Below are 22251 nucleotides of genomic sequence, written 5' to 3'. Positions count from 1 at the left end.
ATTAGGGAAGTTTTTTACTTATCTGAAAGAGAGGATTTTCCGTTAAATTTGTTTATTTGTATTACATTTAAGCATTAAAAAGGCTCTTAAAGAGCCCTTTTTGATATTACTTGTCTTGTTTACTTAGACCTTCAGTGGTCATGATAATACGTTTAAGTGTGCCATCTTCGTTGTAGTATAGTGGCTCAATCGCCACTGAACGACGAAAACGCCCGCCACTTGGTTTGCCATCAATCGGTGGTACAGCACCAGTATGGTAAATAAAGTAGTCTTTACCTTTGTACTCGATGATTGATTGGTGGTTGGTTTCGCTGTTACCTGCGATTTCATTCAAAATACCTTTATATTCCCATGGTCCGTGAATACTTTTACTCATGGCATAACAGATCTTCTCAGGGAACTCACATGCGTACGATACATAGTAGTTGTCGTTTTTCTTATGAACCCATAACGCTTCGGTAAAGTTTGGTAAGTCTAGCGTTTTAATTTCACCATCAAGAGACAGTAAGTCGTCGCTTAGCTTTACGTATTTTGGCATTAAGTTACCAAAGAACATGTAAGTATCGCCGTTTTCTTCAGTAAAAATTGCAGGGTCGATGTCGTCCCAATCATTTGGCGTATGCTTGGTCATGTCATCGGTAACTAATGCATGGCCAATCGCGTCTTTAAATGGGCCTGTTGGCGATTTAGACGTCGCAACACCAATTGCAAAACCTGGTTTTGTGTCGTTGTGACGAACGGTTGTAAAGAAATAGAAAGTGCCATCACGCTCAATCATGTGTGAAGCCCATGCTTCGCCTTTAGCCCATTTAAAGTCGGTTGCTTTCATGATTGGGCCGTGTTTTTTCCAGTTCACCATGTCTGTTGATGAAAAGACTAACCAGTCGTGCATTTCAAAAAACACATCATTATTAGGTGCTTCATCATGACCTGTATAAAGGTATACGGTGTCATTGTGAACAAGTGCTGCTGGATCTGCAGTAAATACATCGGTGAATAATGGGTTTTGTGCAACGGCTAAGCTGCTCGAAAAAAGCAATGGCAGCGCTAACGCTTTCAATTTCTTCATGAGTGTCCTCTGTGACTAATAATTGTTGTTCGAACTGCAGCTTTTGTACTTAGAGCTCGCTCTGAATGACCAGATAATACACAGTGTATGCCTGATTATACTGAGTAACTGATTGTTTACATCGAAACAAACCAGTAAAAGTGCAGCAAAAAATAACTCTATATTGTATTATTGTATTTTTATCATAGTAGCACCAAAAAACGCCAGGTAAATAACTTGTTAGCCCTTTTTTGTTGCTCTGGATGAACAAAAGACAAATAAAACAAGCAAACAAATAAACACTAAGTGACTGATAATAATGGGTCTACATAAATTCCCAAGATAAAAACGCAGCCCTTTTTTAGTTTGTAACGTGTTATAATTACAACGTTTTTTGTAAACACTATGGCACTAATTTTAATTTGGCTTTTTGAGTTGACTGTTAAATAATCATACAATATGATTAAAGTTCAGGCAGCAATGTATTAACATAATAAAATGTAGACACACTCGCGCACCGTTTTGACAACACACGATGCACAATGCAGTGGTCACTCTTCGGTAACTGAATGGGGAAAGTTCAGCGGACCGATATAACTATAATTTGGAGAACACCGCTTATGTTTAAAAGAACACACATAGCCAGTGCTGTAGTTATGGCATTTACCTGTCAATTTGCTTTTGCACAGGAGGAAGCACCAAACACTCCTGAGAATAACGTCGATGAGATGGAGGTTATTCAAGTATCAGGTATTCGCGGCAGTTTAAACAAAGCGTTAGATGAAAAACGTGCAAGCGTTCAAATCGTGGATGCAATTGTTGCTGAAGATATTGGTAAATTCCCTGATAACAACGTAGTTGAAGCATTACAACGTGTAACGGGTGTACAAACAACAGGCCGTGGTGCTGGTGAAGTAAGTGCGGTTTCAATCCGTGGTCTTACTGATGTTAATACCACAGTAAATGGTCGCGCTATCTTTACAGGTGCGGGTCGTGATGTGGCGCTGCAAGACATTCCTGCAAGTTTACTTTCAGGCGTAACAGTTTATAAAACTCGTTCGGCGGACCAAATCGAACGCGGCATCGCAGGTGCGATTGATATTAAAACTCACCGCCCTTTCAACTTCGAAGGTGAAAAAGTTGTTTTAGCGGCACGTGCGATTTACTCAGATCAACCAGATGAAGTTGATCCAAATATCAGTGCGTTACTTTCTAACCGTTGGGAAATCGACGGCGCTGGTGAGTTTGGCGCACTTTTCAATATTTCTTATGCTGAAACACATTACCGCGATGACACCATCACAGCGGGTGCAGCGTTCCCATTCTTTACTGATAAACCACAGTACAACTACTCACCGTACTCACGTGTACCAAATGAATTTTGGACTCAAGGTACTGAGTTAGGTCTACCGACTGCGGCAGGTTCTACTTTAGACGTAAATGGTGAGCCAACTGAATACTTACTTGCACGTGATGCTATTTTTGGTACTTCATTCACTGGTCTTCGTAAGCGTCCAGCTGCGTCTGTCTCTTTACAGTGGGCACCTAATGAAACACTCGAAATCACAGCTGAAGGTTTCTACACAGGTTACGAAAACGAATCGCAAAACGCGATGTGGTTCTCAAATACATTCGAAAACGGTAACGGCTTCATTGAAACACCAACGGTGTTTGATGGCACTAACGTAGTTAAAGAAAAGCAAGCGATTGGTGCTGGCGGTTTCCAAAGTGGTGACTTTTCATATGGTAAAACAGATAGCTACTTATATGCATTAGGTGCCGAGTGGCAAGCAAGCGATTACCTAACCATCAACACAGAAGTTGTTTACCAAGACAGTGAGTACGAAACAGATTTCTTCGCAATGCGTTTTGACCGCACTGCATATGGCTTAGATGTAGACTTTAACGATAAAGACGGCGTACCAGGTATTGCGTTTTGGGATGATCCAAACACAGCGGTAAACGAAGCAGATATGGCTGCTATCGAAAACTGGAATGCAGGTACTGTTTATGACAATGGCGGCGGTAACGCGGGTGACGCATTAACTTTCACATTTGATGCTGAATACCTAATTGGTGGTACTTATTTTGATAAAGTGAAGTTCGGCGGTCGTTACGAAAAACGAACTGCGCAAGAGTACACGCGTGGTCAAGAGGCTGGTATTGCTAACACCTCTGTGGCTAGCTTAATTGAACAGCTAGCAGCGGCGGGTGCATCTGGCGATGGTACAGGCATTGTGTTCCAAGTTGATGACTATTTCGATGGCCGTGCTGATGTATTCAATAGCTTTGTAACTGCTGACGGTGGTTACATGCTAGATAACGGCGATGCTGTCCGTAGCGTATATGGCCTTGAAGCTGAAGACGTATACAAAACATTTGATATCGAAGAAAACTCGTACGCGCTATATGCAACAACTAACTTTTTCTTAACGGAAGATATCAGCGGTGAGTTTGGTTTACGTTATGTAAGCTATGAGCAAGACATGGACTTTGTTGCTGAGTCTGGCGGTATGAACTCAAATGTATTTGAAGAAAGCTCAGCAAGTGCTGATAGCAGCGCATTACTACCAAGCTTAGTACTAAACTGGAACATCACTGATGATGTAGTGGGCCGTGTCGCGTACACAGAAACACTACGTATGCCTAACTTTGCTGACTTAAACGCGCTGCAATACTGGTATGATCCTTTAACAGAAGGTGCTACCTACGGTACAGGTAATGGTGGTAACCCAGATCTTAAACCAACAGAATCAAAGAACTATGATGTATCACTTGAATGGTACTTCGCAGATACAAGCTCACTTTACGCAGCTTACTTTTACCGTGAAATTGAAGGCTTAGTTGTTGCGGGTCGTAAGCAAGTTGTGCGCGAAGGCGATGATGGCGTAACACGCCCATATGTATTAAGTGCACCAGTGAATGCTTCAAACGGTGAACTGTCTGGTTTAGAAGTTGGTTTAGTTTACTTCCCAGAAAACTTACCAGAGTACTTAAATGGTTTTGGTGTGCAAGCAAGCTACACGATGCTTGACTCAGAGCAAGATACACCTGAATTCAATGAGCTAGGTGAAATCTCTGGGTATGTTGATTCGCAAATGGCCGGTGTTTCTGATGAATCGTACAGCATCGTAGGTATCTACGAGCGTGATTCATTCGATATGCGTTTATCATATGTATGGCGTTCTGAGTTCTACACAGGTAACGAAGCGGCAATCTTTGCTAACCCAATTCAGTTCTGGAATCGTCCTGAGCAAAGCTTAGATTTCCAATTTAGCTACAATGTGAATGATGACTTTGTCGTAACCTTTGATGCAACGAACATCCTAGATGACGTATATCAAAGCTACTACGGTGAAGGTAACGACAACCTATTTAACTTTGGTAACGGTATCTACTCACGTACATTCGCACTAGGCGCACGTTATTCTTTCTAAATTTCTTTTATAGACCTAAAAACCCCGGCTTTGCTGGGGTTTTTTATTGGTTTTTATAAACCAAACCATCGGTCGAAAAGAGTTGCGATTTAATAAGTATGATAATACTATTAATTAGATTAGCATTAAATTTACAAAAATAACGAACGCAATGGCCAAGCTGTGTAATATCTAAGGCTGTAAATTTATTTGATACGCAGTGTTGAAAACTTTTTAGCATTGCTTGAAATAGTGAGCGGCGGCTCATTATTGACCAATTAGGGTGTTGTTGTATGGAATCTCAAAAGTTATCCGTTGTAGAAAAGGTCGGCTTTGGTGCCGGCGACATGGCAGTAAATGTCATGGTTGCAGCGTTATTCTATTTTATGTCTTTCTTTTACACCGATATCTACGGGCTTGATCCGGTTGATATGGGTGTGTTGTTTTTAGTGGCGCGTTTTGTTGATGCCTTTACCGACCCTTTAATGGGGGTGATCACCGATAAAGTGAAAACCCGTTGGGGTCAGTTCCGTCACTGGTTCTTATTTTTATCTGTGCCATATGGTTTGTCGGTCGTACTGTTATTTACCACGCCTGATTTCGACTACAACATGAAGTTAGCGTGGGCTTATGCCACATACTTGTTTGCGACCTTGATGTTTACCGGTGTTGCTATCCCTTATATCTCTTACATTGGTGTATTAACTGCCGATCCTAAAGAGCGTTTGTCAGCTAATGGCTACCGTATGTTCTTCGCTAAGATTGCCAATGTGGTGATCGTATTTTCAGTACCGCTGCTTGCCTCATATTGGGGAGATGGCAGCTTGTCGTATGGTTATAAACTGGCAATGGCATTAGTATCGGCTTGTGCCGTAGCACTATTTTTGTTTTGCTTTTTTACTACTCGCGAACGTATTACCCATGAGCCACAAACCGAAGGTGTACTTACACAATTAAAAGTACTTATTAAAAACGACCAATGGTTACTCCTGTGTGCAGCATGTGTGCTTGGTACGCTTGGCTATGCGATTCGTGGCAGTGTTGCTATGTATTACGCAACCTATTACTTAGGTGTACCAGATTTAGCAGGTGCCTTTACCAGTGCAGGTATTGCAGCATCTATTGTCTCAATGGTGGCAAGTACGTGGATCACCCAGCGCTACTGTAAAATGAAGCTATTCCGTCAATCACAAATTGCCGTACTATTTATTTCATTACTAATGTACTTTGTAGTGCAGCCTGGCGATGTGATGACGGCGTTTGTGCTTTATATCATCTTGTCATTTGTGGTTGATTTACATGCACCAGTATTCTGGTCTGCCATTGCTGAAGCCGTTGATTACGGTGAAATTAAAGACGGCGTTCGTGCATCGGGCCTATCGTTTGGTGGTATTTCATTCTGCCAAAAAGCTGGGGGCGGTTTAGCGGGCTTAGCAGGTGGTTTATTATTGGCATTTTTTGAGTACAAGCCTAACGTTGAGCAAACCGAATTTACCCTTATGGGCTTAGCACTGATGCTAACTATCATTCCGGGTGTATTCCACGCCTTACTAGGTCTGATTTTGAAAAAATACAAAATTACCGATGAGTACTATACGGATATGGTTATTCATAAGCGCCTACCAAAATAACCACTCTTTAAACGCACACACTAAATAAGTGTGTGCGCTTTGCTCTTTAAAATAATAATTCGCTGGGAGACAACAGTATGAACACATTCAAGGTTAGCTATTTAGCAAGCGTTTGCGCTGCAATATTAACTGTGACCGGTTGCAGTGAGCTGCCAACAGACAGTAAACAAGCCGCTTCAGTGGAGCATGCTGAACATACCAGCGAACAACATTTATTTGCCCTAAACCAAGTAAGTTTAAGCGCCAGCCCGTTTTTACATGCACAGCAAACTAATGTGCGTTATTTATTAGCTCTTCATCCAGATCAGCTGCTTGCTCCTTATCTGCGTGAAGCAGGTCTTGAGCCAAAAGCGCCTAACTATGGCAACTGGGAAAGCACTGGCCTTGATGGCCATATTGGCGGTCATTATCTTTCAGCCCTGAGCCTTGCATGGGCAGCCACAGGTGACGAAGAATTAAAGCAGCGTTTAGATTATATGCTGAGTGAGCTGGATCGCGCTCAACAAGCCACTGGTGGTTACTTAGGCGGTATCCCAAATGGCGATGAAATGTGGCAGCAGATTGAAAAGGGTGAAATCAAAGCTGATTTATTCAGCTTAAATGACCGCTGGGTGCCGCTGTATAACATAGATAAAATCTTCCATGGCTTGCGTGATGCATACGACGTAGCCGGTAGTGATAAAGCCAAACAAATGCTATTTAAGCTAGGCGAATGGTTTTTAGCGACCACTGCCAAGCTAACTGATGAACAAGTTCAACAAATGCTGTATTCAGAGCATGGTGGCTTAAATGATGTGTTTGCTGATATGTACTTTATTAGTGACGATGAGCGTTACTTAAAACTAGCGCGTCAGTTCTCTCATAACATCATTATTGAACCCTTATTACACAAAGAAGATAAGTTAACGGGCCTGCATGCCAATACGCAAATTCCAAAAATTATTGGTATGTTGAAGGTCGCAAATGCCAGCGATGATAAAGCATGGCAGCAAGGTGCTGACTTTTTCTGGAAAATAGTCAGCCAAGAGCGCTCAGTATCAATTGGCGGTAACTCGGTACGTGAGCATTTTCATGATAAAAGTGACTTTACGCCGATGGTTGAAGATGTTGAAGGCCCAGAAACCTGCAACACTTACAACATGATGAAACTGAGTAAGTTATTGTTCTTAAAAACCGGTGATACGCGCTATTTAGACTATTATGAGCGCGCCACATATAACCATATTTTATCGTCACAACACCCAGAGCATGGTGGTCTTGTTTACTTTACCTCAATGCGCCCTGGGCATTACCGCATGTATTCGTCAGTGCAAGATTCAATGTGGTGTTGTGTAGGCTCAGGTATTGAGAATCACAGCAAATATGGTGAGCTGATTTATAGCAATACCGGTAAAGAGCTATGGGTGAACTTGTTTATTCCAAGCACGTTAAATTGGCAACAGCAGGGTTTGCAGATCACGCAAGACAGCCAATTCCCAGATGATAACAAGGTCTCACTGACCGTGAATCGTTTGTCTGAGGGGCAAAGCACTGAGTCGGTAATTCATATTCGTAAACCGTCTTGGCAGCAAGGTGAGCTGAGCTTTACTTTAAATGGACAAGCTGTAAGCGCAACCGAAAAAGATGGTTACTACAGTATCAGCCATGCTTGGCAAAGCGGTGACAAGCTTGCTTTTGAACTTAGTCCTAAGCTTTATACTGAGCAGCTACCTGATGGTCAGCATTATTACTCTGTGATGTATGGGCCTGTTGTAATGGCCACTAAAGTACAAGCATTTGCAAATGAGCAGCTTAACTTTGTTGCTGACAATAGCCGCATGGGCCACATTGCCGCAGGGCCGACTTGTCCGCCAGAAGCTCTGCCAATCATGCTGAGTGAGCCAGAAAAGTTTATTGCCGATCTCACTCGTAAACCGGGCCAAGAGCTCGCATTTATCGCCGATAAAAATGTGGCGATTGCCAAGCAAGGTATCGATAACACAAAGAGCACAGAGCTAATTCCGTTCTTCCGCTTACACGATAGTCGCTATCAAGTGTATTGGCCGCAGCAAAGCGAAGCTGAGTTCACGCAATTTGTTGCCGATGCAAAAGCGGCTGAGCAAGCGAAAGAACAGCTTCGTTTATTAACCGTTGATCAAATTACACCGGGTGAGCAACAACCTGAAGTCGAACACGACTTTAAAGGTGAGGGAACCCGCGCAGGTGTTAATAATGGTCATCATTGGCGCGATGCGACAGGTTGGTTTGAGTATCAGCTTAGTAACCCAGAACAAAAAGCGGTTGCTTTGCGTATTCGCTATTTTATTGGCGATGTGAACCGTCATTTCTCAATTAATTTAAATGGTGAGCAATTAGCTGGAGTTAGTTTGCCTGTAGGTAAACCAACGGATGAGTTCTACACCATTGATTACCCATTAACAGAAGCAATGAAAAAGTCGAAAACGCTTACTTTACGTTTTGCTGCCGACAAAGACTCTGTTGCCGGTGGTATCTATGGTATTCGTTTAATCAACGCACAATAAAGAGTTGGCTATGTTAAGCAACAATGTGTTTGCGACGGCTAAAGAGCATGTTTTACCGTCGCTTTTAGATAACAGCGCTGAGCAACACAGTTTTTACCAAACACCCACAGGGCTTGGTTATCGAGTGATTGAGCAAGGTCAGGGGGATAAACCTAGTTGGGATGCTACTGTGACTGTGCATCAACGCGTTACCCTTACAAATGGTCGGGTGTTATTTGATACTCGCAAGCAAGGCGCTGCTGTAGAGTACGAAATTGCAGAGGCGATAGTGGGCTTGCAAGAAGCATTGCAATTAATGAATAAAGGCAGTCGCTTTGAAGTGCTAATACCTGCGCATCTGGCGCGTGATGTGTACAGCGTATTTATTGAAGAAAAACATCAACAAGGCTGCCATAGCCCCATGCTTGTTGATATTACCTTGGTTGATTTTAGTTGATAACACCTACTTTCAACCTCAAACGAGGTCATTAAAGCAAATAAAAAACCTGCAATTTTGCAGGTTTTTTGTGTGTTGAATAATTACTTCTTAAGCTTAGTTTTGAGCTTATTTAGGTCGGCTGGGTTAACAACCGGCCAATTGTTTTTCCAACTCATAGGTAAAATACGTAGCTTTTGCACGCCGTTATCGGCTGTTTCGTAGGCGTGTAATACTAAATAGTCTTTGCCATCAAAGGTGTACGCAGCATTATGACCAAGGGCTGCCCAATCTTTATTACCTTCAATAACTAAACTACCACCGCCATCAACCATAGAGCGACCTTGTTGATCTAAGTATGGGCCTTCGATGTTTTTACTGCGGCCTACGCGCACGTTGTAAGTACTCTCTACGCCACGGCAGCATTTATCAAACGAAACAAATAGGTAGTAATAGTCGTTCTTTTTAAAGATATAAGGTGCTTCAATTGGGCCATGTTCCGTGTTTGGGCGACTCGCAATGTGATGCCATTTTTCAGGTTTTGCTAAGCGCACCATGTCATCATCAAGTTGTACTAGTTTAAGACCACCCCAGAACGAACCAAAGCTCATCCACGGTGTACCATTGTCATCTTCGATAATGGCAGGGTCGATAGCGTTCCAATCGTCACGCTCAGGCACAGATTCAACCACAATGCCGTAATCAATCCACTTGTAATCAGGTGATGATGGGTCAAGGGTTTCGTTAACCGTTACACCAATTGCTGAGGTGTTTTTGCCAAATGCAGAGACTGAGTAATAAAGATAAAACTTACCGTTTTTCTCGTACACATCGGGTGCCCATAAGTGGCCATCAAAACTTGGTGAAATACGCTTTGCCCAACTTGGCTCATCTTTAAAAACGCGGCCGGTAAGTTTCCAGTTGGTTAAATCTTTCGATTCATAATAGGTAATGCCTGGGCCTGTGCTAAATACATAGTACGTGTCGCCTTCTTTGGTCATTACCGGGTCGTGTACTTCAACTTGCTTTGCAGATACGGCTGCGGCAGAAAAAAGTAGCCCTGTTGAAAGCCACTTCATTGCGTGTGTCACCTTACTTACGGGTCTCATGCTTGAATACCTTTTGTTGTTTTAACTCTTGTGTTCATTCAGCTACTATATAATATGTAATACAATATTAACAATAAAATCGAGACGAAATACAGGACACATTATGCTCAAAAAATTATCTCGGCTAACGCTTCTTAGTGCGTTAAGCGCCTCGCCATTGTCAGCCTTTGCTGATGCTAATAGTAGCAAGACTTTAGCGCCAATTGATAACCCCATTGTACTCAAACGTGCTGATCCTTGGTTAGTTCGCGATGATAAAAGTGGCTGTTACACGTTTATAGGTAGTTCGCCGAAATTTGATGAAATTGAACTACGCCAAGCTTGTCGTTTAAACGATTTAAAATTAGCTGAGCCGAAGGTTATTTGGCAAAAGCGCGATAAAGGCCCAATGAGTGTCAACATTTGGGCCCCTGAGCTACATCAGATTGATGGCAGTTGGTATATCTATTTCGCCGCAGGTGATATCGAAAAACCGTTTAGTATTCGTATGTATGCACTTAAAAACGACAGTGCTAATCCGATGCAAGGTGAGTGGCAAGAAATGGGGCAAGTAACTAGCCACCTTGATAGTTTTTCGCTTGATGCCACAAGTTTTACGCACAAGGGGAAGCGTTACATGATTTGGGCGCAGCAGAACCAGCCTGCAACTTATAACTCAGCTTTATGGTTAGCTGAAATGGACTCACCAACATCAATTAAAGAACCCATTATCGCGATTACTAAGCCAACCCTTGATTGGGAAGTGCAAGGCTACAAGGTGAACGAAGGTGCTGCAGTCATCACCCATGACGATAAAATATTCGTCACTTATTCAGCCAGTGCCACCGATCATCGATATGCGATGGGCTTGTTATGGGCAGATGTGAATACTGATTTGCTTGATCCTGCTAGTTGGCATAAAAAGGCTGAGCCGGTGTTCACCACCAATGTTGAGCTAGGTCGTTTTGGCCCAGGGCACAACAGTTTTGTAAAAGCTGAAGATGGGGTAACCGATTTAATGATTTATCACAGTCGTGACTATAAAGAGCTGAAAGGCACACCACTCACAGATCCAAATCGCCATGCGCGAGCACGCATTATTACGTGGGATAAAAACGGTTTTCCAGTGTTTTCACCAGAACTCGCTGATTAAAAAAGGGCGCCAATTGGCGCCCTACAACTTTGGGAACGAACGATTACCAGAAGCGGTAGTAAATAAAGGCAGTAATACCAATAATACCCGCGGTATGAATGTAGTCCCACTTATCTAAGCCGGCAGCCACTTCTTTCATAGTTGCTTTATCTAGGCTTGAGAAAGTAAGACCTTTCAATTGTTCTTCGTCTGCTTGTTTGGTGAAAATACTTACCACAATCATAATCGCAACGACCACGACAAATAGCAGAATACAGTAATATAACCAGTTCATTGTGGTGATCCACGCAAATGATGAACCTGTTAAATCATCTTTAAATGGCAGTAATACTAAGCGGATCATACCAAGCACAAAACCTGATACTAAGCCCACAAAACCCGCTGTTGGAGTGATGCGTTTACTACATAAACCTAGTAAAAATACCGCAGCAATACCTGGTGCAATAAGAGACTGCACACTTTGCAGATATTCATAAAGCACATCGGCAATTAAGCTCATGACGGGTATCCATAAGAGACCTAATACAACAATCACGATAGTGGCAATACGGCCTACTTTCAGAAGGTGCTTCTCAGATGATTCAGGTTTGAATTTCTTATAAAAATCAATGGTAAATAAGGTTGCTGATGAGTTAAATAATGATGCTAAAGAGCTCATAAGAGCCGCTACTAAACCACCAATTACAATCCCCTTAACGCCGGCTGGTAATAGCTCAGCAACTAACGTTGGGAAAGCTTGGTCAGCACTTTCATAGCTAATAATACCTTTAACATTCAATGCGTATGCAATCATGCCTGGTACTAAGAAGATAAATACAGGAAGTAATTTTAAGTAACCAGCAAACATGGTACCGCGACGCGCTTCTTTAATGCCTTTTGCAGATAAAACACGTTGTACGATGTATTGGTCGGTACACCAATACCAAAAACCAATAATGAATGAACCAAATACAATGCCAGGCCATGGGAACTCAGCATCTGAAGCACTGCGAATAAGGTGCATATTAGCATCGTTGATACGCTCAACTTCTGCCCAGCCACCTACTTTATCTAGACCAACAACTAATATGACTAAGGAGCCAATAATGAGTACAGGGGTCTGCAACACCGAGGTCCACATAATGGCTTTCATACCGCCAAGTACCGTATAAATACCGGTGATAACCACTAGGCCAATAGCTGAAATCCAGAAGAAGTCGATGCCCCAAATGCTCTCGATACCTAAGATTGTTTTAAATGCGATACCGCCGGCATAAACAGTTACCGCAACCTTGGTTAATACATAACTAATCAATGAGATAACAGATAAGAAGGTACGTGATTTAGAGTTAAAACGGCGCTCTAAGAATTCAGGCATGGTGTAGACTTTACTACTCCAATAGAAAGGCACGAAAATCCAACCGAGTAGTAGAATGATCCACGATTGCATTTCCCAGTGAGCCAGTGCCATACCCGATTGTGCGCCTGAACCTGAAAGGCCCACTAAATGTTCCGAGCCAATGTTCGATGCGAAAATAGAGGCACCAATCACTAACCAACTTGCATTACGACCCGCTAAAAAGTAATCAGCGGTGTCTTCTTCTTTTTGTCGCATAGACATCACGACAACGCCTAGTAACAGGACAAAAAATCCTGCTAGCACTGCCCAGTCTAAGGTACTTAGTTCGACCATCGTGTGTTCCACCTAATTTTGAAAGAGAATTTTGCTTTTTTAGTTGCTGAATAAAAATATTATATTATAAATAAGGTGAGTGAAAGAGATTTGTTAAGATAAGGTGACAGTCTGTAGGTAAAATGGTGACTGTATTGTTTGAAATATAGACACTTGTATTAGGCTGTTTTTTGCTTGTTATTGATTTTAATTAATTATTTCCAGGATGACGGAATAGCTTTATAGATGTATCATATTACTCAGATCTTTTGAGGAACACACATGGCGCGTTTAGAAAATTTAAACCTATCACAACAAGTTACCAATGAGCTTGGTAAAGCAATAATTGTTGGTGATTATAACACTGAAACGGGGCTACCAACCGAAGCACAACTTTGTGAAGTGTATGGTATTAGCCGCACAGCTGTTCGTGAAGCAGTGAAAATGCTTGCTGCAAAAGGACTGATTTCTTCTCGTCCACGACAAGGTATTCGTGTTGAGTCGGCGGAGAACTGGAACTTATACGACACAAGCGTATTAAAATGGTTGTTAGAAAGCAGCCCATCACTTTACGTACTTAAAGAATTTCTACAAGTGCGCTTGGCGATTGAGCCACAAGCAGCAGCACTTGCAGCAAGAAAAGGCGACCAAGCAGCCATTGCAGAAATTAAAATGGCACTCGATAAAATGCAAGCGGCAGCAGAAGAGCCAGAAGGCGTAATGCATGAGCCAGATCTTGCCTTCCACACAGCAATTTTACATGCCAGTGGTAACCGTTTTTTCTATCAATTACGTGACTTTATTCGCACCGCATTACACGTAAGTATTCAACATACTACACCTGCTAAGGGTAATAAAAAGGCGATCGCTGAAGAGCACTTTAAAGTGTATAACGCGATTGCAAGCGGCGATCCTGAACGTGCTAAAAACATGATGACGTACATGATTGATGAAGCAATGGCGTTTATTGAAAAAGAAATCGCTGATAAAGAAGCGGCTCAATAAGTATCGCTTCTTGACGTTGTAATTACTTTAAAACAAAAGGTTATCATGCCAAATTCAAACGAGCTAAAAACAGTTTACCCAAGCCTTGCTGGTAAGAGTGTGTTTATTACTGGTGGTGCATCGGGAATTGGTGAAGTAATGGTAACGCGGTTCTGCGAGCAGGGCGCGAAAGTCACCTTTGTTGATATTGCAACTGATCAAAGCGATGCGTTATGCGCTAAATTAGCGGGTAAATATGAGTTTGACCCGCAGTTTATCCATTGCGATATTCGTGATGTAGAAGCCTTAAAAGCGGCCATTGAGCAAACGCGTCAGCAACAGGGTGACATTGGTGTGTTAATTAATAACGCAGCCGATGACACCCGCCATGCCGCTGAGAATATGGATGTGAAATATTGGGAAGATAAGTTTGCTGTTAACTTGCGCCCGTGTTTCTTTTCATCGCAAGCTGTAGTTGAACACATGCAGCGCTTGGGCGGCGGTAGCATTATCAATATGGGGTCGGTAAGTTGGCGTATTAAGCAAACAGGCATGCCAGCCTACACAACCGCAAAAGCGGGAATTGAAGGTTTAACCCGTTCATTAGCTGCTTCATATGGTAAAGACAATATTCGTGTGAATTCACTGGTTCCGGGTTGGGTGATGACAGAGCGCCAAATGACTCATTGGCTAACCCCAGAAATGATTGAAGATGTTCGTTTAAGTCAGTGTATTAACGAAACAATACAACCAGACCATATAGTGAATGCCGCGTTATTTTTAGCTGCTGATGACAGCCGCATGATGACAGCACAATCACTGATAGTGGATGCAGGTTGGACTTAATTAAATTGTTAGTTGCTTTAAGTTAAATTAAACCAAAGAAAAAATTTTACACGATCCAAATAGTATTATAATAATAAATAATTATTTTAAACATTTGAATCTAATAGTTAGGAAGGTGGTAAGAAAGTTTGACCGACTTTGTACTTGTTTATTTAATTCTGATTATTGGCGCTTGCCTGCAAAGTGTTATTGGCTTTGGTTTAGGCATGCTATGTGTGCCTGTGCTTTACTGGCTTATGCCAGAGCTGGTGCCTGGGCCAATGATTTTGAATGCGCTGTTTTTAACGTCGGTGTTAATGATTAAACACCGCGGTGCGATAGACATGAAACAGACGGGCATTTCCATTATTGGTGGTGCAGTGGGAGTTATCCTTGCTGCTGTGGTGATGTGGTATGTCAATGCGAAGCAGTATCAACTCTTGCTAGGAGTGAGTATTTTGGTGGTGGTGGCGTTGTCTATCATAGGTATGAAACCGAAAATTTCCACTATTACAAGCTTACTTGCGTCAATGTCGTCAGGCTTTTTAGGTACCACAACGTCAGCCGGTGGGGCACCGATGGGGCTTCTCTATCAAGCTGAAGATAAAGACAAAATTAAAGCAAACCTGAGTGCCTTTTTTGTATTTATAAACTTGTTTGGCATAATTGTATTGATGCTAACAGGCTCTGCCGATATGGCCGATGTAAAGCTGTTCTTTTTTTGCTTACCCGCCATTTTAATTGGCTGGGGCTTATCGTTTGTGATCAACAATAACCTCAATGAAAAGGCCATTCGCGGCATCATCTTGCTGGTTGCGGGTTTATCTGGTCTAGCACTTATTTTCATACACAGATAGAATGAGAATAGTTCAGCTTTTTGTGTAATGAAGCCAATGCTCGATGACACCATTAAAATAATCATTTCTAGCCAATGCCAATTGGGCGAAGGTGCCTATTTTGCTAAGGCACATAACTGTTTATTTTGGGTCGATATTTTAGGGCAGCGTTTGTTTCGTTTGCAGTGTCAATCGATGCGAGTTAGCCAGTTTACTATGCCAGAACCGATTTGCTGGGTGATGGAAACCGAGCAAGCTGAATTAATCGCAGGCTTTGCCAAAGGCATTTATAAGCTCAATAGTGAAGACTTTAGCCGCGAACTTCTTTACTCAATCGATCACGAACCCTCACAAAACCGCTTAAACGATGGTAAAACGTCTCGCCAAGGCTTTGGCTTTTTTGGCTCAATGGACTCTCAAGAGCAAACCAATAGTGGCAAGTTATACCGTTTTGGTCATGGTCAGGCTCCGACAGCAGTTGATCATGACTACACCATTAGCAATGGGCCTGCGGTAAGTAAAAATGGCCAGTTTCTATATTCTACAGACTCAGATAAACAAACAATCTACCGCTTCACTCTGAATGAGCATGGCGAGCTTGCAGATAAACAAGAGTTTATTCGCTTTACTGACAATATGGGTTTTCCTGATGGCATGACTGTTGATAGCGAAGATCATCTGTGGGTTGCTGCATGGAATGGTTATGGCGTGTATCGTTTTGCTCCAAACGGTGAGCAAGTACAGTTTATTCGCTTACCCGCACCGCGTGTTACGAGTGTCGCATTTGTAGGTGAAGAGCTAACGCATCTGGCGGTGACAACAGCGGCAGTAGGGCTCGAAGACTCAGTACTCGCTGATTACCCGCACAGTGGTGGCGTGTTTATTCTTGAGCCGGGCGTTAAAGGTATTGCTGAAACGCCCTTGAAGCTATAGGTTTTCCATTACTTGATAACGCAACTCGCCAATAAACGAGCGTGCTGCCGGGCCAAGCTTGTCACCGTCTTTAAAGAGCAAATGTAACTTAGCGCTGCGACTGCTGTTATGGGTTAAATTAAGTGCTTTCATTTGCCCTGTCGCAAGTTGTTTTTCTATCGCGACTTTTGGTAACCACGCAAAGCCCAATCCATTACTGATCATATCAATCGAAGTGCGCATATGAGTGACGGTCCAGCGCTGATCGGCACCTAACCAGCCACCATCTTGTTTGTGCTTATTCGCTGAATCGCGAACTACAATTTGGCGGTGTGATTTTAAATCTTCGAGGGTAATTTCACGCTCTATCGCATGCAAGGGATGATCTGGGTGGGCGACGGCAATAAACTCGATATCACATAACTCTTCGTGAAAGCTTGCCGCAATTGGAAAGCCGGTAATAGCAATGTCAACCTGATCGTTTTCGAGCAGTTCATTGCCCCCCATTAGTACAGATTCATGCAGCTCAATACGCAGTTGCGGGTATTGCGATGACGTGTCGTTAAGTACTTTATAAAGCAGTTGCTGTGGGAAAATAGCATCAACAGCAATGCGTAACTTACTTTCGATACCTTCACCCAAAGTTTGCCCAATGGCCTCAACTTTAGCGGCTTCATCGAGTAAGTAATTGGCGCGCCGTAGCATCATCTCGCCGGCTTCAGTGAGCACGGTTTTACGGCCTTGAATACTAAATAATTTTACATCGAGCGCAGATTCAATTTTGCCAACTGCGTTATGAATACTCGATTGGCTTTTATGAATACCTTGTGAGGCTTGGTTAAAGCCTCCAAATTCAACAACAGCACGAAACATGCGCCACTGTTCTAGCGTAATTCTTAGCATGATGTTCCTTTGCTTACTTAACTACCTAATAGTACCTGTAAATGCTGATAAAGTTTACTTTTTAGGTTAGGGCAACTCAATATACTCAAGCTCATCACCAGGAATGCTTGCAAAGCGCTGTGCTTGCCAATCTTGTTTTGCTTGCTCGATGCGCTCTTTGCTGTAAGCAACAAAATTCCAGTGTAAATACGGGACTTTATTGAATTTACTGCCACCGAGTAAAATAAAGCGGCTGTGCATTAGAGTCGTTATTTCGTGTTCGCTGTCATCAAGTAGCACAAAGTCGCCTTGGGTATAGCGAGTATCACCCACACTAATTTCACCGTAAATAACATACACGGCGGTTTCATGATGAGGGTGCGGTTTAGTAATATGACTACCTTGCTCGGCGACTGTATCGACATAAAACATCGGTGAGTAGTTTTTCACTGGGGAGCTTAAGCCATAGGCATCACCGACAATGAGTCGCATCAGCACGCCTTTTTCGATTTTCTCAGGCAATTGCTGTTTTTTGATATGTTCAAAACGCGGTGCTATTTCGGTCATACTCTCAGGTAAAGCAACCCAGCATTGCAGACCATTAATGTCGTGCTCGCTCGCCCGCACTTCAAGGCTTTCTCTTTCTGAGTGCACTATACCGCGACCTGCGGTCATCCAGTTAACATCGCCGGGTTCTATTTGCAGGCTATTACCTAGCGAATCGCGATGGTAAATACTGCCAGTAAATAAATAAGTGAGCGTTGATAGGCCAATATGAGGGTGAGGCCTCACATTTATGCCTTCACCGCGAGGAAAGTGGTTTGGCCCCATGTGGTCAAAAAAGATAAATGGGCCAACCATTTTTTTGTCAAAATGAGGCAAGATGCGTTTTACATCGAGCCCACCAATATCATGGCTGGTTGCTGTTAATAACGTTGCCATTTTCGCGCTCCCTTAAAAACAAATTCAGCCAACAACTTAGGTCATTGGCTGGTAGAAATATTACGCCTGACTACGTTTTAACACTAGTTGATCTAGGCTGATTTTGCCTGCACCAACACTGGCTAATGCTAAAAAGCCGCCTGCCATCGCAATGTTTTTGTAGAACATTAAAAATTGCATTTGATCATCAAGTTGAAAGTGGAATAGCAAAGCGCTGACTAGGCTGAAACCAGCAAAAGCGATAGCGGTTAGTTGTGTTAAAAAGCCTAGTAAAATAAATAACCCGCCAACAATTTCAAAAGCAATCACAAACGGTAGTAAGAACTCTGGTAAACCTACTGATGCCATGTACTGTGCAGTTGCATCAAAGAATTCTATTTTGCTAAAGCCAGTTAGTAAAAAGATGGCCGATAAACCAATACGCGCCAATAAAGTGCTAATATTTTGTAAGTGTGGTTGAGCTGAGATTAAAGTAAAAAGTTTCATAGTAGGTATCCTGTTTAGTTGAGCAGTGTGTCTGCGATGGAGTAACTATAAGTTCACTTTAAAAGAATTAAAAATTGTAAAATTAGTGTTTATCATTCTTCAAAAAAGAATTTAAAAGGAGGTTGAATATGAAGTTGTTGTTATTAATAGGGTTTTGTTTTTCGGTGGCTACAAGTAGCTTAGTGTTTGCCGAACAAAATTTACCAAATGGTCGTCATTATGAGTTGCTAGCTTCAGATATTGCGGTGCAGCAAAGCTGGCAAGTTAAAGACGCAATTAAAGGTTATGAGATGCTGGAATATCAAATTAACCTTAATAAAGGCACTACTTTAAAGGTTGATTTTGCTCCATCAAATTCAAGCAGCTACTTTAATATTTTACCAAAAGGCAACCCAACAGCTTTGTTTGTTGGCCCGGCAAAAGGTGATCATGCCGAGATTAAAATTCCTGATAATGGCGATTATGTGATTCGAGTGTTTTTGATGCGCAATGCAGCGCGCCGTGATGAGCAAAGTGAATTTACTGTCGATATCAGCGTCGTAAAAAGTACATTAAAAGGCATGCACCCAAGCTGGGATGTCGATGGTGATGGGGTAAATGATTGCGAGAAAGACGGTAGCTGCGATCACACGGTTGACTACAGTCTTCCTCGAAAGTTGAATTAGGCCTTTATTGAGGTCTAATCAGCTCATTATTCAGGTGCTACTTCAAGTGTTGTGAATAATGAGTAGCGTACGTTATCGATATCGGCCTCTGTTGGTTTTTGATCAACTGATGCTTCAATTAGATACATATCGGCATGAGCGAATGTCACCGTAAAGAAGCCTTTTTTATCGGTTGTTACTTTCACTTCGTCACGCTCGTTGCGGTAGCGTGCACTACCACGAACAATCGCAAGCTCAACGTCGGCAGCTGGTTTGCCATCCATTAATAATTGGAACTTAGCTTCTTCACCAGCAAATAGATCGTTCGGGTGAGTAGGTCCTGAAATTTCTAAGCCTTGACCAAGCAATGTTGGCTTAGAAGTACCATTACGGCTGACAAAAGTATCAACAGTTGCGATTGATTTTACAGTGCGCACGTCGGTTGCGCCTGCTGGTAGGTCTGCTTCTTTTTTACCTGCGAACACACGGCCACGGTTGCCATCTTTGTCTTTATAGAAAGTCATTAGCATTGGCTTTTGCTGCATAGCAATGTGGTAAGTACCGTCTTGCGTTAAGCTCACTGCCGCTGAGTTTTTGCGTTTTAAATAGTATGCGCGAATCGTTTCTTCGACCGGCTTACCATTTGGTGCAAGGGCAACTAATAAGTTGTCGTCATACTCTGCGCCTTTTTGTTTTGGGCGGTATGCTTTATCTGGGCTAAATAACTCATTAGAAATACTGGCATCGATCATCACGTAGTGAGTTTTCTCACCAGATAAAGAAGTGTGAGATGGCATTAACCAACGGGCATGTGCTTGTGCGTAGCCAGATGCAAGTGCTGTGAAGGTCACAGCGCCGATCAGCGCTGTTTTTAATAATTTTAATTTCATTGTTTGTCCTTAATTACTGGTTATGGTAACAAAGCTAGTCGCGAACTCTTTTTCGCCTTTAATTGTGACTTTGCCGTCTTTTGTTAAGTCGATTTCAACGCGGGTGTAATCTCGGCCACCTTCTTCACGTACAACTTCAACATTAAGTAGGTAGCTGCCAGGTTTAACTGGATTACCCTTTAAATCTTTACCTTGCCATTCAATCGTATAAGTACCTGGGCGTTTTGTTGCACCTGTCACACCATCAAAGCTGTCGTTGCTACGACCTGCTTTTCGCCACCACTGACGTAAGTCTTTAAACCATTCAGCTTTTTCGACCCAAAGTGCAATAGTGGTAACGTGTTTACGTTCAGGTGTTTCTAGCCATAACGCCACGTAAGGGCGATGATATGGAGAAACATCTAGCTCAGGTAAGGTAAATTCAACGGTTAGGTTGGGATCTTTTGCAAAGCTCAGAGGGCTGAACAAACAGCCAATTAGTAGAGCAACGAGTAAATGGGCTTTTTTCATTAAGATACTCCTTTAAGTTGAGGCACCCAAACTAGATAAATAACCAAAGGCGTGGCAACACCAAGCAGCGTTAACCAAAGGCCTGCGGCACGTTTTTTACGGTTTTGAAAGAGGATAAATAATCCGGTAATAGCAAACAGAATCATCAAAATAGCTGAGATATCAATCACCCAGCTCCATGCTTCGCCTGTATGGCGGCCCTTGTGTAAGTCGCCAATTAGACTCATAAAGCCACCGGTTTGATAATCAATATTCAGTTCACCGGTTTGAAAATCGATTTCGGCGTAGGCAAAGCCAGCCGGAAGCGGGTAGTCGAGCATCACCAAGGCATCTTCTTTTTCCCACTCAATACTTTTTACATTGCTGAGTGAAAACTGCTGTTGCATGTATTGCTCTATTTCAGGGTAAAGGCTTGGCAATGTGTCGAGGTTTGTTTGCGCTTTTTCAAATAACTCAGCAGAAACAAGTAGTTGGTTCTGACCATTATGTTTATCATTTTCGAGCCAACTAACGTGGTTAAGGATGATGCCGCTGACACAAAATAAAATAAGTAAAAAGAATAAGGCCGTTGAAAGGTATATATGTAAGGCACGGCTAACGCTATAAAAGTTGCGTTTGTTAAATGAGAACATAATGCGGTTTATTCGTTAAAGATACAAATATGATAATGATTTGTATTACTGATAACAAGCAGGTTTACGTTCTTTACATTTCTTTGTGCTAGAAATGAATAGCGAGATAAGCCATAACTGCTAGCTGCGAGCTGAGAAAACAGGCAAGCAACATCAAGCGCATCTGTGTGGTTATATTAACTTGAATTAGGGTTGGTTTATTGGGCGCAGATGGGCGGTTAATTAAATAGGCTAATACGCTCAATTCAATCACTGCCACAAGATACATCACCCAAATTGGCGCGGTACTTTGTAGTAAAAAAGCATATCCGATAGCCATACCAAAACCTGCTAATAACTTAGCGCGGGTAGGGACAACCTTATGCTCTTGCCAAAACCTTAACGGTTGGCCGTATCTTGGGTGGTTTAGCAGCCAGGCAGAAAGCTTGGGTGATGAGCGGGTAAAGCACGCCAATGCTAGTATAAAAAAGATAGTCGTAGGCATCACAGGTAATGCAATACCTATGATACCTAAACCCACCATCAATAACCCGAGTAATTGATAGCAGCCATTTTTATAGGCGTTAAACGCCGCTCTCACATTCATCAATAAAGTTGGGCCTGATAAAACTTAAATCGTTGTAGTGCTTGCTCGATACCTATGATCAAGGTGGTTTGTATTTATTGGTTTTAGCAACATAGTCTACACCATGTTGTTTATTTAACTTTAGCTCAGCTTAATATTATTAGCTAACACTATAGGTAAACTTACTTCAAACAAATGAAAAGCCCAGTTTAAACTGGG

General features: G+C 42.3%; 19 protein-coding genes and 1 pseudogene. 10 read left to right on the top strand and 10 right to left on the bottom strand.

Annotation, left to right across the window (positions count from 1 at the left end; genetic code table 11):
* Nucleotides 1–106: 106 nt before the first annotated feature.
* The gene (locus NO991_RS14840) at nt 107–1069 is read right to left on the bottom strand and encodes a glycoside hydrolase family 43 protein (protein ID WP_054552276.1); all 963 of its coding nucleotides are present in this window, start codon (nt 1067–1069) and stop codon (nt 107–109) included.
* A 599-nt stretch (nt 1070–1668) separates the two neighbouring features.
* On the opposite strand from NO991_RS14840, the gene NO991_RS14835 reads away from it, so the two are divergent.
* The 4 genes from NO991_RS14835 to NO991_RS14820 all read left to right on the top strand — a co-directional run bounded on the left by NO991_RS14835 (nt 1669) and on the right by NO991_RS14820 (nt 9053).
* Entirely contained in the window at nt 1669–4485 is a 2817-nt protein-coding gene (locus tag NO991_RS14835) for a TonB-dependent receptor (protein WP_187490517.1), read from the top strand.
* A 272-nt stretch (nt 4486–4757) separates the two neighbouring features.
* Nucleotides 4758–6095, top strand: coding sequence for an MFS transporter (locus tag NO991_RS14830; protein ID WP_054562984.1), 1338 nt, complete (start codon nt 4758–4760; stop codon nt 6093–6095).
* A gap of 77 nt (nt 6096–6172) precedes the next feature.
* Complete coding sequence (locus tag NO991_RS14825) at nt 6173–8617, top strand: glycoside hydrolase family 127 protein (RefSeq protein WP_300361750.1); 2445 nt, start codon at nt 6173–6175, stop codon at nt 8615–8617.
* Between the two features lie 10 nt (nt 8618–8627).
* The gene (locus tag NO991_RS14820) at nt 8628–9053 is read left to right on the top strand and encodes an FKBP-type peptidyl-prolyl cis-trans isomerase (protein WP_054552281.1); all 426 of its coding nucleotides are present in this window, start codon (nt 8628–8630) and stop codon (nt 9051–9053) included.
* 83 nt (nt 9054–9136) lie between these two features.
* Here NO991_RS14820 and NO991_RS14815 read toward each other — a convergent pair whose 3' ends face one another.
* A complete protein-coding gene (locus NO991_RS14815) occupies nt 9137–10141 on the bottom strand; it encodes an arabinan endo-1,5-alpha-L-arabinosidase (RefSeq protein WP_054552282.1) in 1005 nt (334 codons plus the stop codon).
* Between the two features lie 103 nt (nt 10142–10244).
* Here NO991_RS14815 and NO991_RS14810 point away from each other — a divergent pair, with 103 nt between their 5' ends.
* Nucleotides 10245–11273 carry a family 43 glycosylhydrolase gene (locus NO991_RS14810; protein ID WP_138619605.1) on the top strand — a complete coding sequence of 343 codons (1029 nt, stop codon included), beginning with the start codon at nt 10245–10247 and terminating at the stop codon, nt 11271–11273.
* A gap of 43 nt (nt 11274–11316) precedes the next feature.
* On the opposite strand, the gene NO991_RS14805 is transcribed toward NO991_RS14810, so the two are convergent.
* Nucleotides 11317–12945, bottom strand: coding sequence for a sodium:solute symporter (locus NO991_RS14805; RefSeq protein WP_055020596.1), 1629 nt, complete (start codon nt 12943–12945; stop codon nt 11317–11319).
* A 261-nt stretch (nt 12946–13206) separates the two neighbouring features.
* Between NO991_RS14805 and NO991_RS14800 the strand changes: the two genes are divergently transcribed.
* The 4 genes from NO991_RS14800 (at nt 13207) to NO991_RS14785 (ending at nt 16502) form a co-directional block, all read left to right on the top strand.
* Nucleotides 13207–13929: a FadR/GntR family transcriptional regulator gene (locus NO991_RS14800; protein ID WP_054552285.1), complete on the top strand. Its 723-nt coding sequence runs from the start codon at nt 13207–13209 to the stop codon at nt 13927–13929.
* Between the two features lie 45 nt (nt 13930–13974).
* Nucleotides 13975–14754: an SDR family NAD(P)-dependent oxidoreductase gene (locus NO991_RS14795; RefSeq protein ID WP_054552286.1), complete on the top strand. Its 780-nt coding sequence runs from the start codon at nt 13975–13977 to the stop codon at nt 14752–14754.
* A gap of 128 nt (nt 14755–14882) precedes the next feature.
* The gene (locus NO991_RS14790) at nt 14883–15590 is read left to right on the top strand and encodes a sulfite exporter TauE/SafE family protein (protein ID WP_055020595.1); all 708 of its coding nucleotides are present in this window, start codon (nt 14883–14885) and stop codon (nt 15588–15590) included.
* Nucleotides 15591–15617: 27 nt separating this feature from the next.
* Nucleotides 15618–16502, top strand: a complete 885-nt coding sequence (locus tag NO991_RS14785; RefSeq protein WP_240921053.1) for an SMP-30/gluconolactonase/LRE family protein — start codon at nt 15618–15620, stop codon at nt 16500–16502.
* Here NO991_RS14785 and NO991_RS14780 read toward each other — a convergent pair.
* The 3 genes from NO991_RS14780 to NO991_RS14770 all read right to left on the bottom strand — a co-directional run bounded on the left by NO991_RS14780 (nt 16497) and on the right by NO991_RS14770 (nt 18791).
* Nucleotides 16497–17384, bottom strand: coding sequence for a LysR family transcriptional regulator (locus tag NO991_RS14780; RefSeq protein ID WP_054552289.1), 888 nt, complete (start codon nt 17382–17384; stop codon nt 16497–16499). The genes NO991_RS14785 and NO991_RS14780 overlap by 6 nt on opposite strands.
* A gap of 66 nt (nt 17385–17450) precedes the next feature.
* Nucleotides 17451–18305 carry a pirin family protein gene (locus tag NO991_RS14775; RefSeq protein ID WP_054552290.1) on the bottom strand — a complete coding sequence of 285 codons (855 nt, stop codon included), beginning with the start codon at nt 18303–18305 and terminating at the stop codon, nt 17451–17453.
* A gap of 60 nt (nt 18306–18365) precedes the next feature.
* Nucleotides 18366–18791, bottom strand: coding sequence for a DoxX family protein (locus tag NO991_RS14770; RefSeq protein ID WP_054552291.1), 426 nt, complete (start codon nt 18789–18791; stop codon nt 18366–18368).
* Nucleotides 18792–18919: 128 nt separating this feature from the next.
* Between NO991_RS14770 and NO991_RS14765 the strand changes: the two genes are divergently transcribed.
* Nucleotides 18920–19456, top strand: coding sequence for a hypothetical protein (locus NO991_RS14765; RefSeq protein WP_300359654.1), 537 nt, complete (start codon nt 18920–18922; stop codon nt 19454–19456).
* 26 nt (nt 19457–19482) lie between these two features.
* Here the strand turns inward: NO991_RS14765 and NO991_RS14760 are convergent, their stop codons facing one another.
* From NO991_RS14760 to NO991_RS14745, 4 genes and pseudogenes are all read right to left on the bottom strand, one after another.
* Nucleotides 19483–20325, bottom strand: coding sequence for a DUF4198 domain-containing protein (locus NO991_RS14760; protein ID WP_138599108.1), 843 nt, complete (start codon nt 20323–20325; stop codon nt 19483–19485).
* 9 nt (nt 20326–20334) lie between these two features.
* Complete coding sequence (locus tag NO991_RS14755) at nt 20335–20835, bottom strand: DUF2271 domain-containing protein (protein ID WP_055198551.1); 501 nt, start codon at nt 20833–20835, stop codon at nt 20335–20337.
* Nucleotides 20835–21467 carry a PepSY-associated TM helix domain-containing protein gene (locus NO991_RS14750; protein WP_300544171.1) on the bottom strand — a complete coding sequence of 211 codons (633 nt, stop codon included), beginning with the start codon at nt 21465–21467 and terminating at the stop codon, nt 20835–20837. Before NO991_RS14750 ends, NO991_RS14755 begins: the two co-directional genes overlap by 1 nt.
* A 196-nt stretch (nt 21468–21663) precedes the next feature.
* Nucleotides 21664–22053, bottom strand: a pseudogene (locus NO991_RS14745) (YbaN family protein); the annotation flags it as partial.
* Between the last annotated feature and the right edge of the window lie 198 nt (nt 22054–22251).

Origin of the sequence: Pseudoalteromonas sp. DY56-GL22, from assembly GCF_041414715.1 — a bacterium.
Classification (GTDB): Bacteria; Pseudomonadota; Gammaproteobacteria; order Enterobacterales; family Alteromonadaceae; genus Pseudoalteromonas; species Pseudoalteromonas simplex.
Note: the sequence above shows the minus strand (reverse complement) of the source record. Positions and strands in the feature narration are given on the sequence as shown.

Coding starts and splice junctions, on each gene's coding strand:
- NO991_RS14840 (WP_054552276.1), bottom strand. CDS start 1,069: ATGAAGAAATTGAAAGCGTTAGCGCTGCCATTGCTTTTTTCGAGCAGC.
- NO991_RS14835 (WP_187490517.1), top strand. CDS start 1,669: ATGTTTAAAAGAACACACATAGCCAGTGCTGTAGTTATGGCATTTACC.
- NO991_RS14830 (WP_054562984.1), top strand. CDS start 4,758: ATGGAATCTCAAAAGTTATCCGTTGTAGAAAAGGTCGGCTTTGGTGCC.
- NO991_RS14825 (WP_300361750.1), top strand. CDS start 6,173: ATGAACACATTCAAGGTTAGCTATTTAGCAAGCGTTTGCGCTGCAATA.
- NO991_RS14820 (WP_054552281.1), top strand. CDS start 8,628: ATGTTAAGCAACAATGTGTTTGCGACGGCTAAAGAGCATGTTTTACCG.
- NO991_RS14815 (WP_054552282.1), bottom strand. CDS start 10,141: ATGAGACCCGTAAGTAAGGTGACACACGCAATGAAGTGGCTTTCAACA.
- NO991_RS14810 (WP_138619605.1), top strand. CDS start 10,245: ATGCTCAAAAAATTATCTCGGCTAACGCTTCTTAGTGCGTTAAGCGCC.
- NO991_RS14805 (WP_055020596.1), bottom strand. CDS start 12,945: ATGGTCGAACTAAGTACCTTAGACTGGGCAGTGCTAGCAGGATTTTTT.
- NO991_RS14800 (WP_054552285.1), top strand. CDS start 13,207: ATGGCGCGTTTAGAAAATTTAAACCTATCACAACAAGTTACCAATGAG.
- NO991_RS14795 (WP_054552286.1), top strand. CDS start 13,975: ATGCCAAATTCAAACGAGCTAAAAACAGTTTACCCAAGCCTTGCTGGT.
- NO991_RS14785 (WP_240921053.1), top strand. CDS start 15,618: ATGAAGCCAATGCTCGATGACACCATTAAAATAATCATTTCTAGCCAA.
- NO991_RS14780 (WP_054552289.1), bottom strand. CDS start 17,384: ATGCTAAGAATTACGCTAGAACAGTGGCGCATGTTTCGTGCTGTTGTT.
- NO991_RS14775 (WP_054552290.1), bottom strand. CDS start 18,305: ATGGCAACGTTATTAACAGCAACCAGCCATGATATTGGTGGGCTCGAT.
- NO991_RS14770 (WP_054552291.1), bottom strand. CDS start 18,791: ATGAAACTTTTTACTTTAATCTCAGCTCAACCACACTTACAAAATATT.
- NO991_RS14765 (WP_300359654.1), top strand. CDS start 18,920: ATGAAGTTGTTGTTATTAATAGGGTTTTGTTTTTCGGTGGCTACAAGT.
- NO991_RS14760 (WP_138599108.1), bottom strand. CDS start 20,325: ATGAAATTAAAATTATTAAAAACAGCGCTGATCGGCGCTGTGACCTTC.
- NO991_RS14755 (WP_055198551.1), bottom strand. CDS start 20,835: ATGAAAAAAGCCCATTTACTCGTTGCTCTACTAATTGGCTGTTTGTTC.
- NO991_RS14750 (WP_300544171.1), bottom strand. CDS start 21,467: ATGTTCTCATTTAACAAACGCAACTTTTATAGCGTTAGCCGTGCCTTA.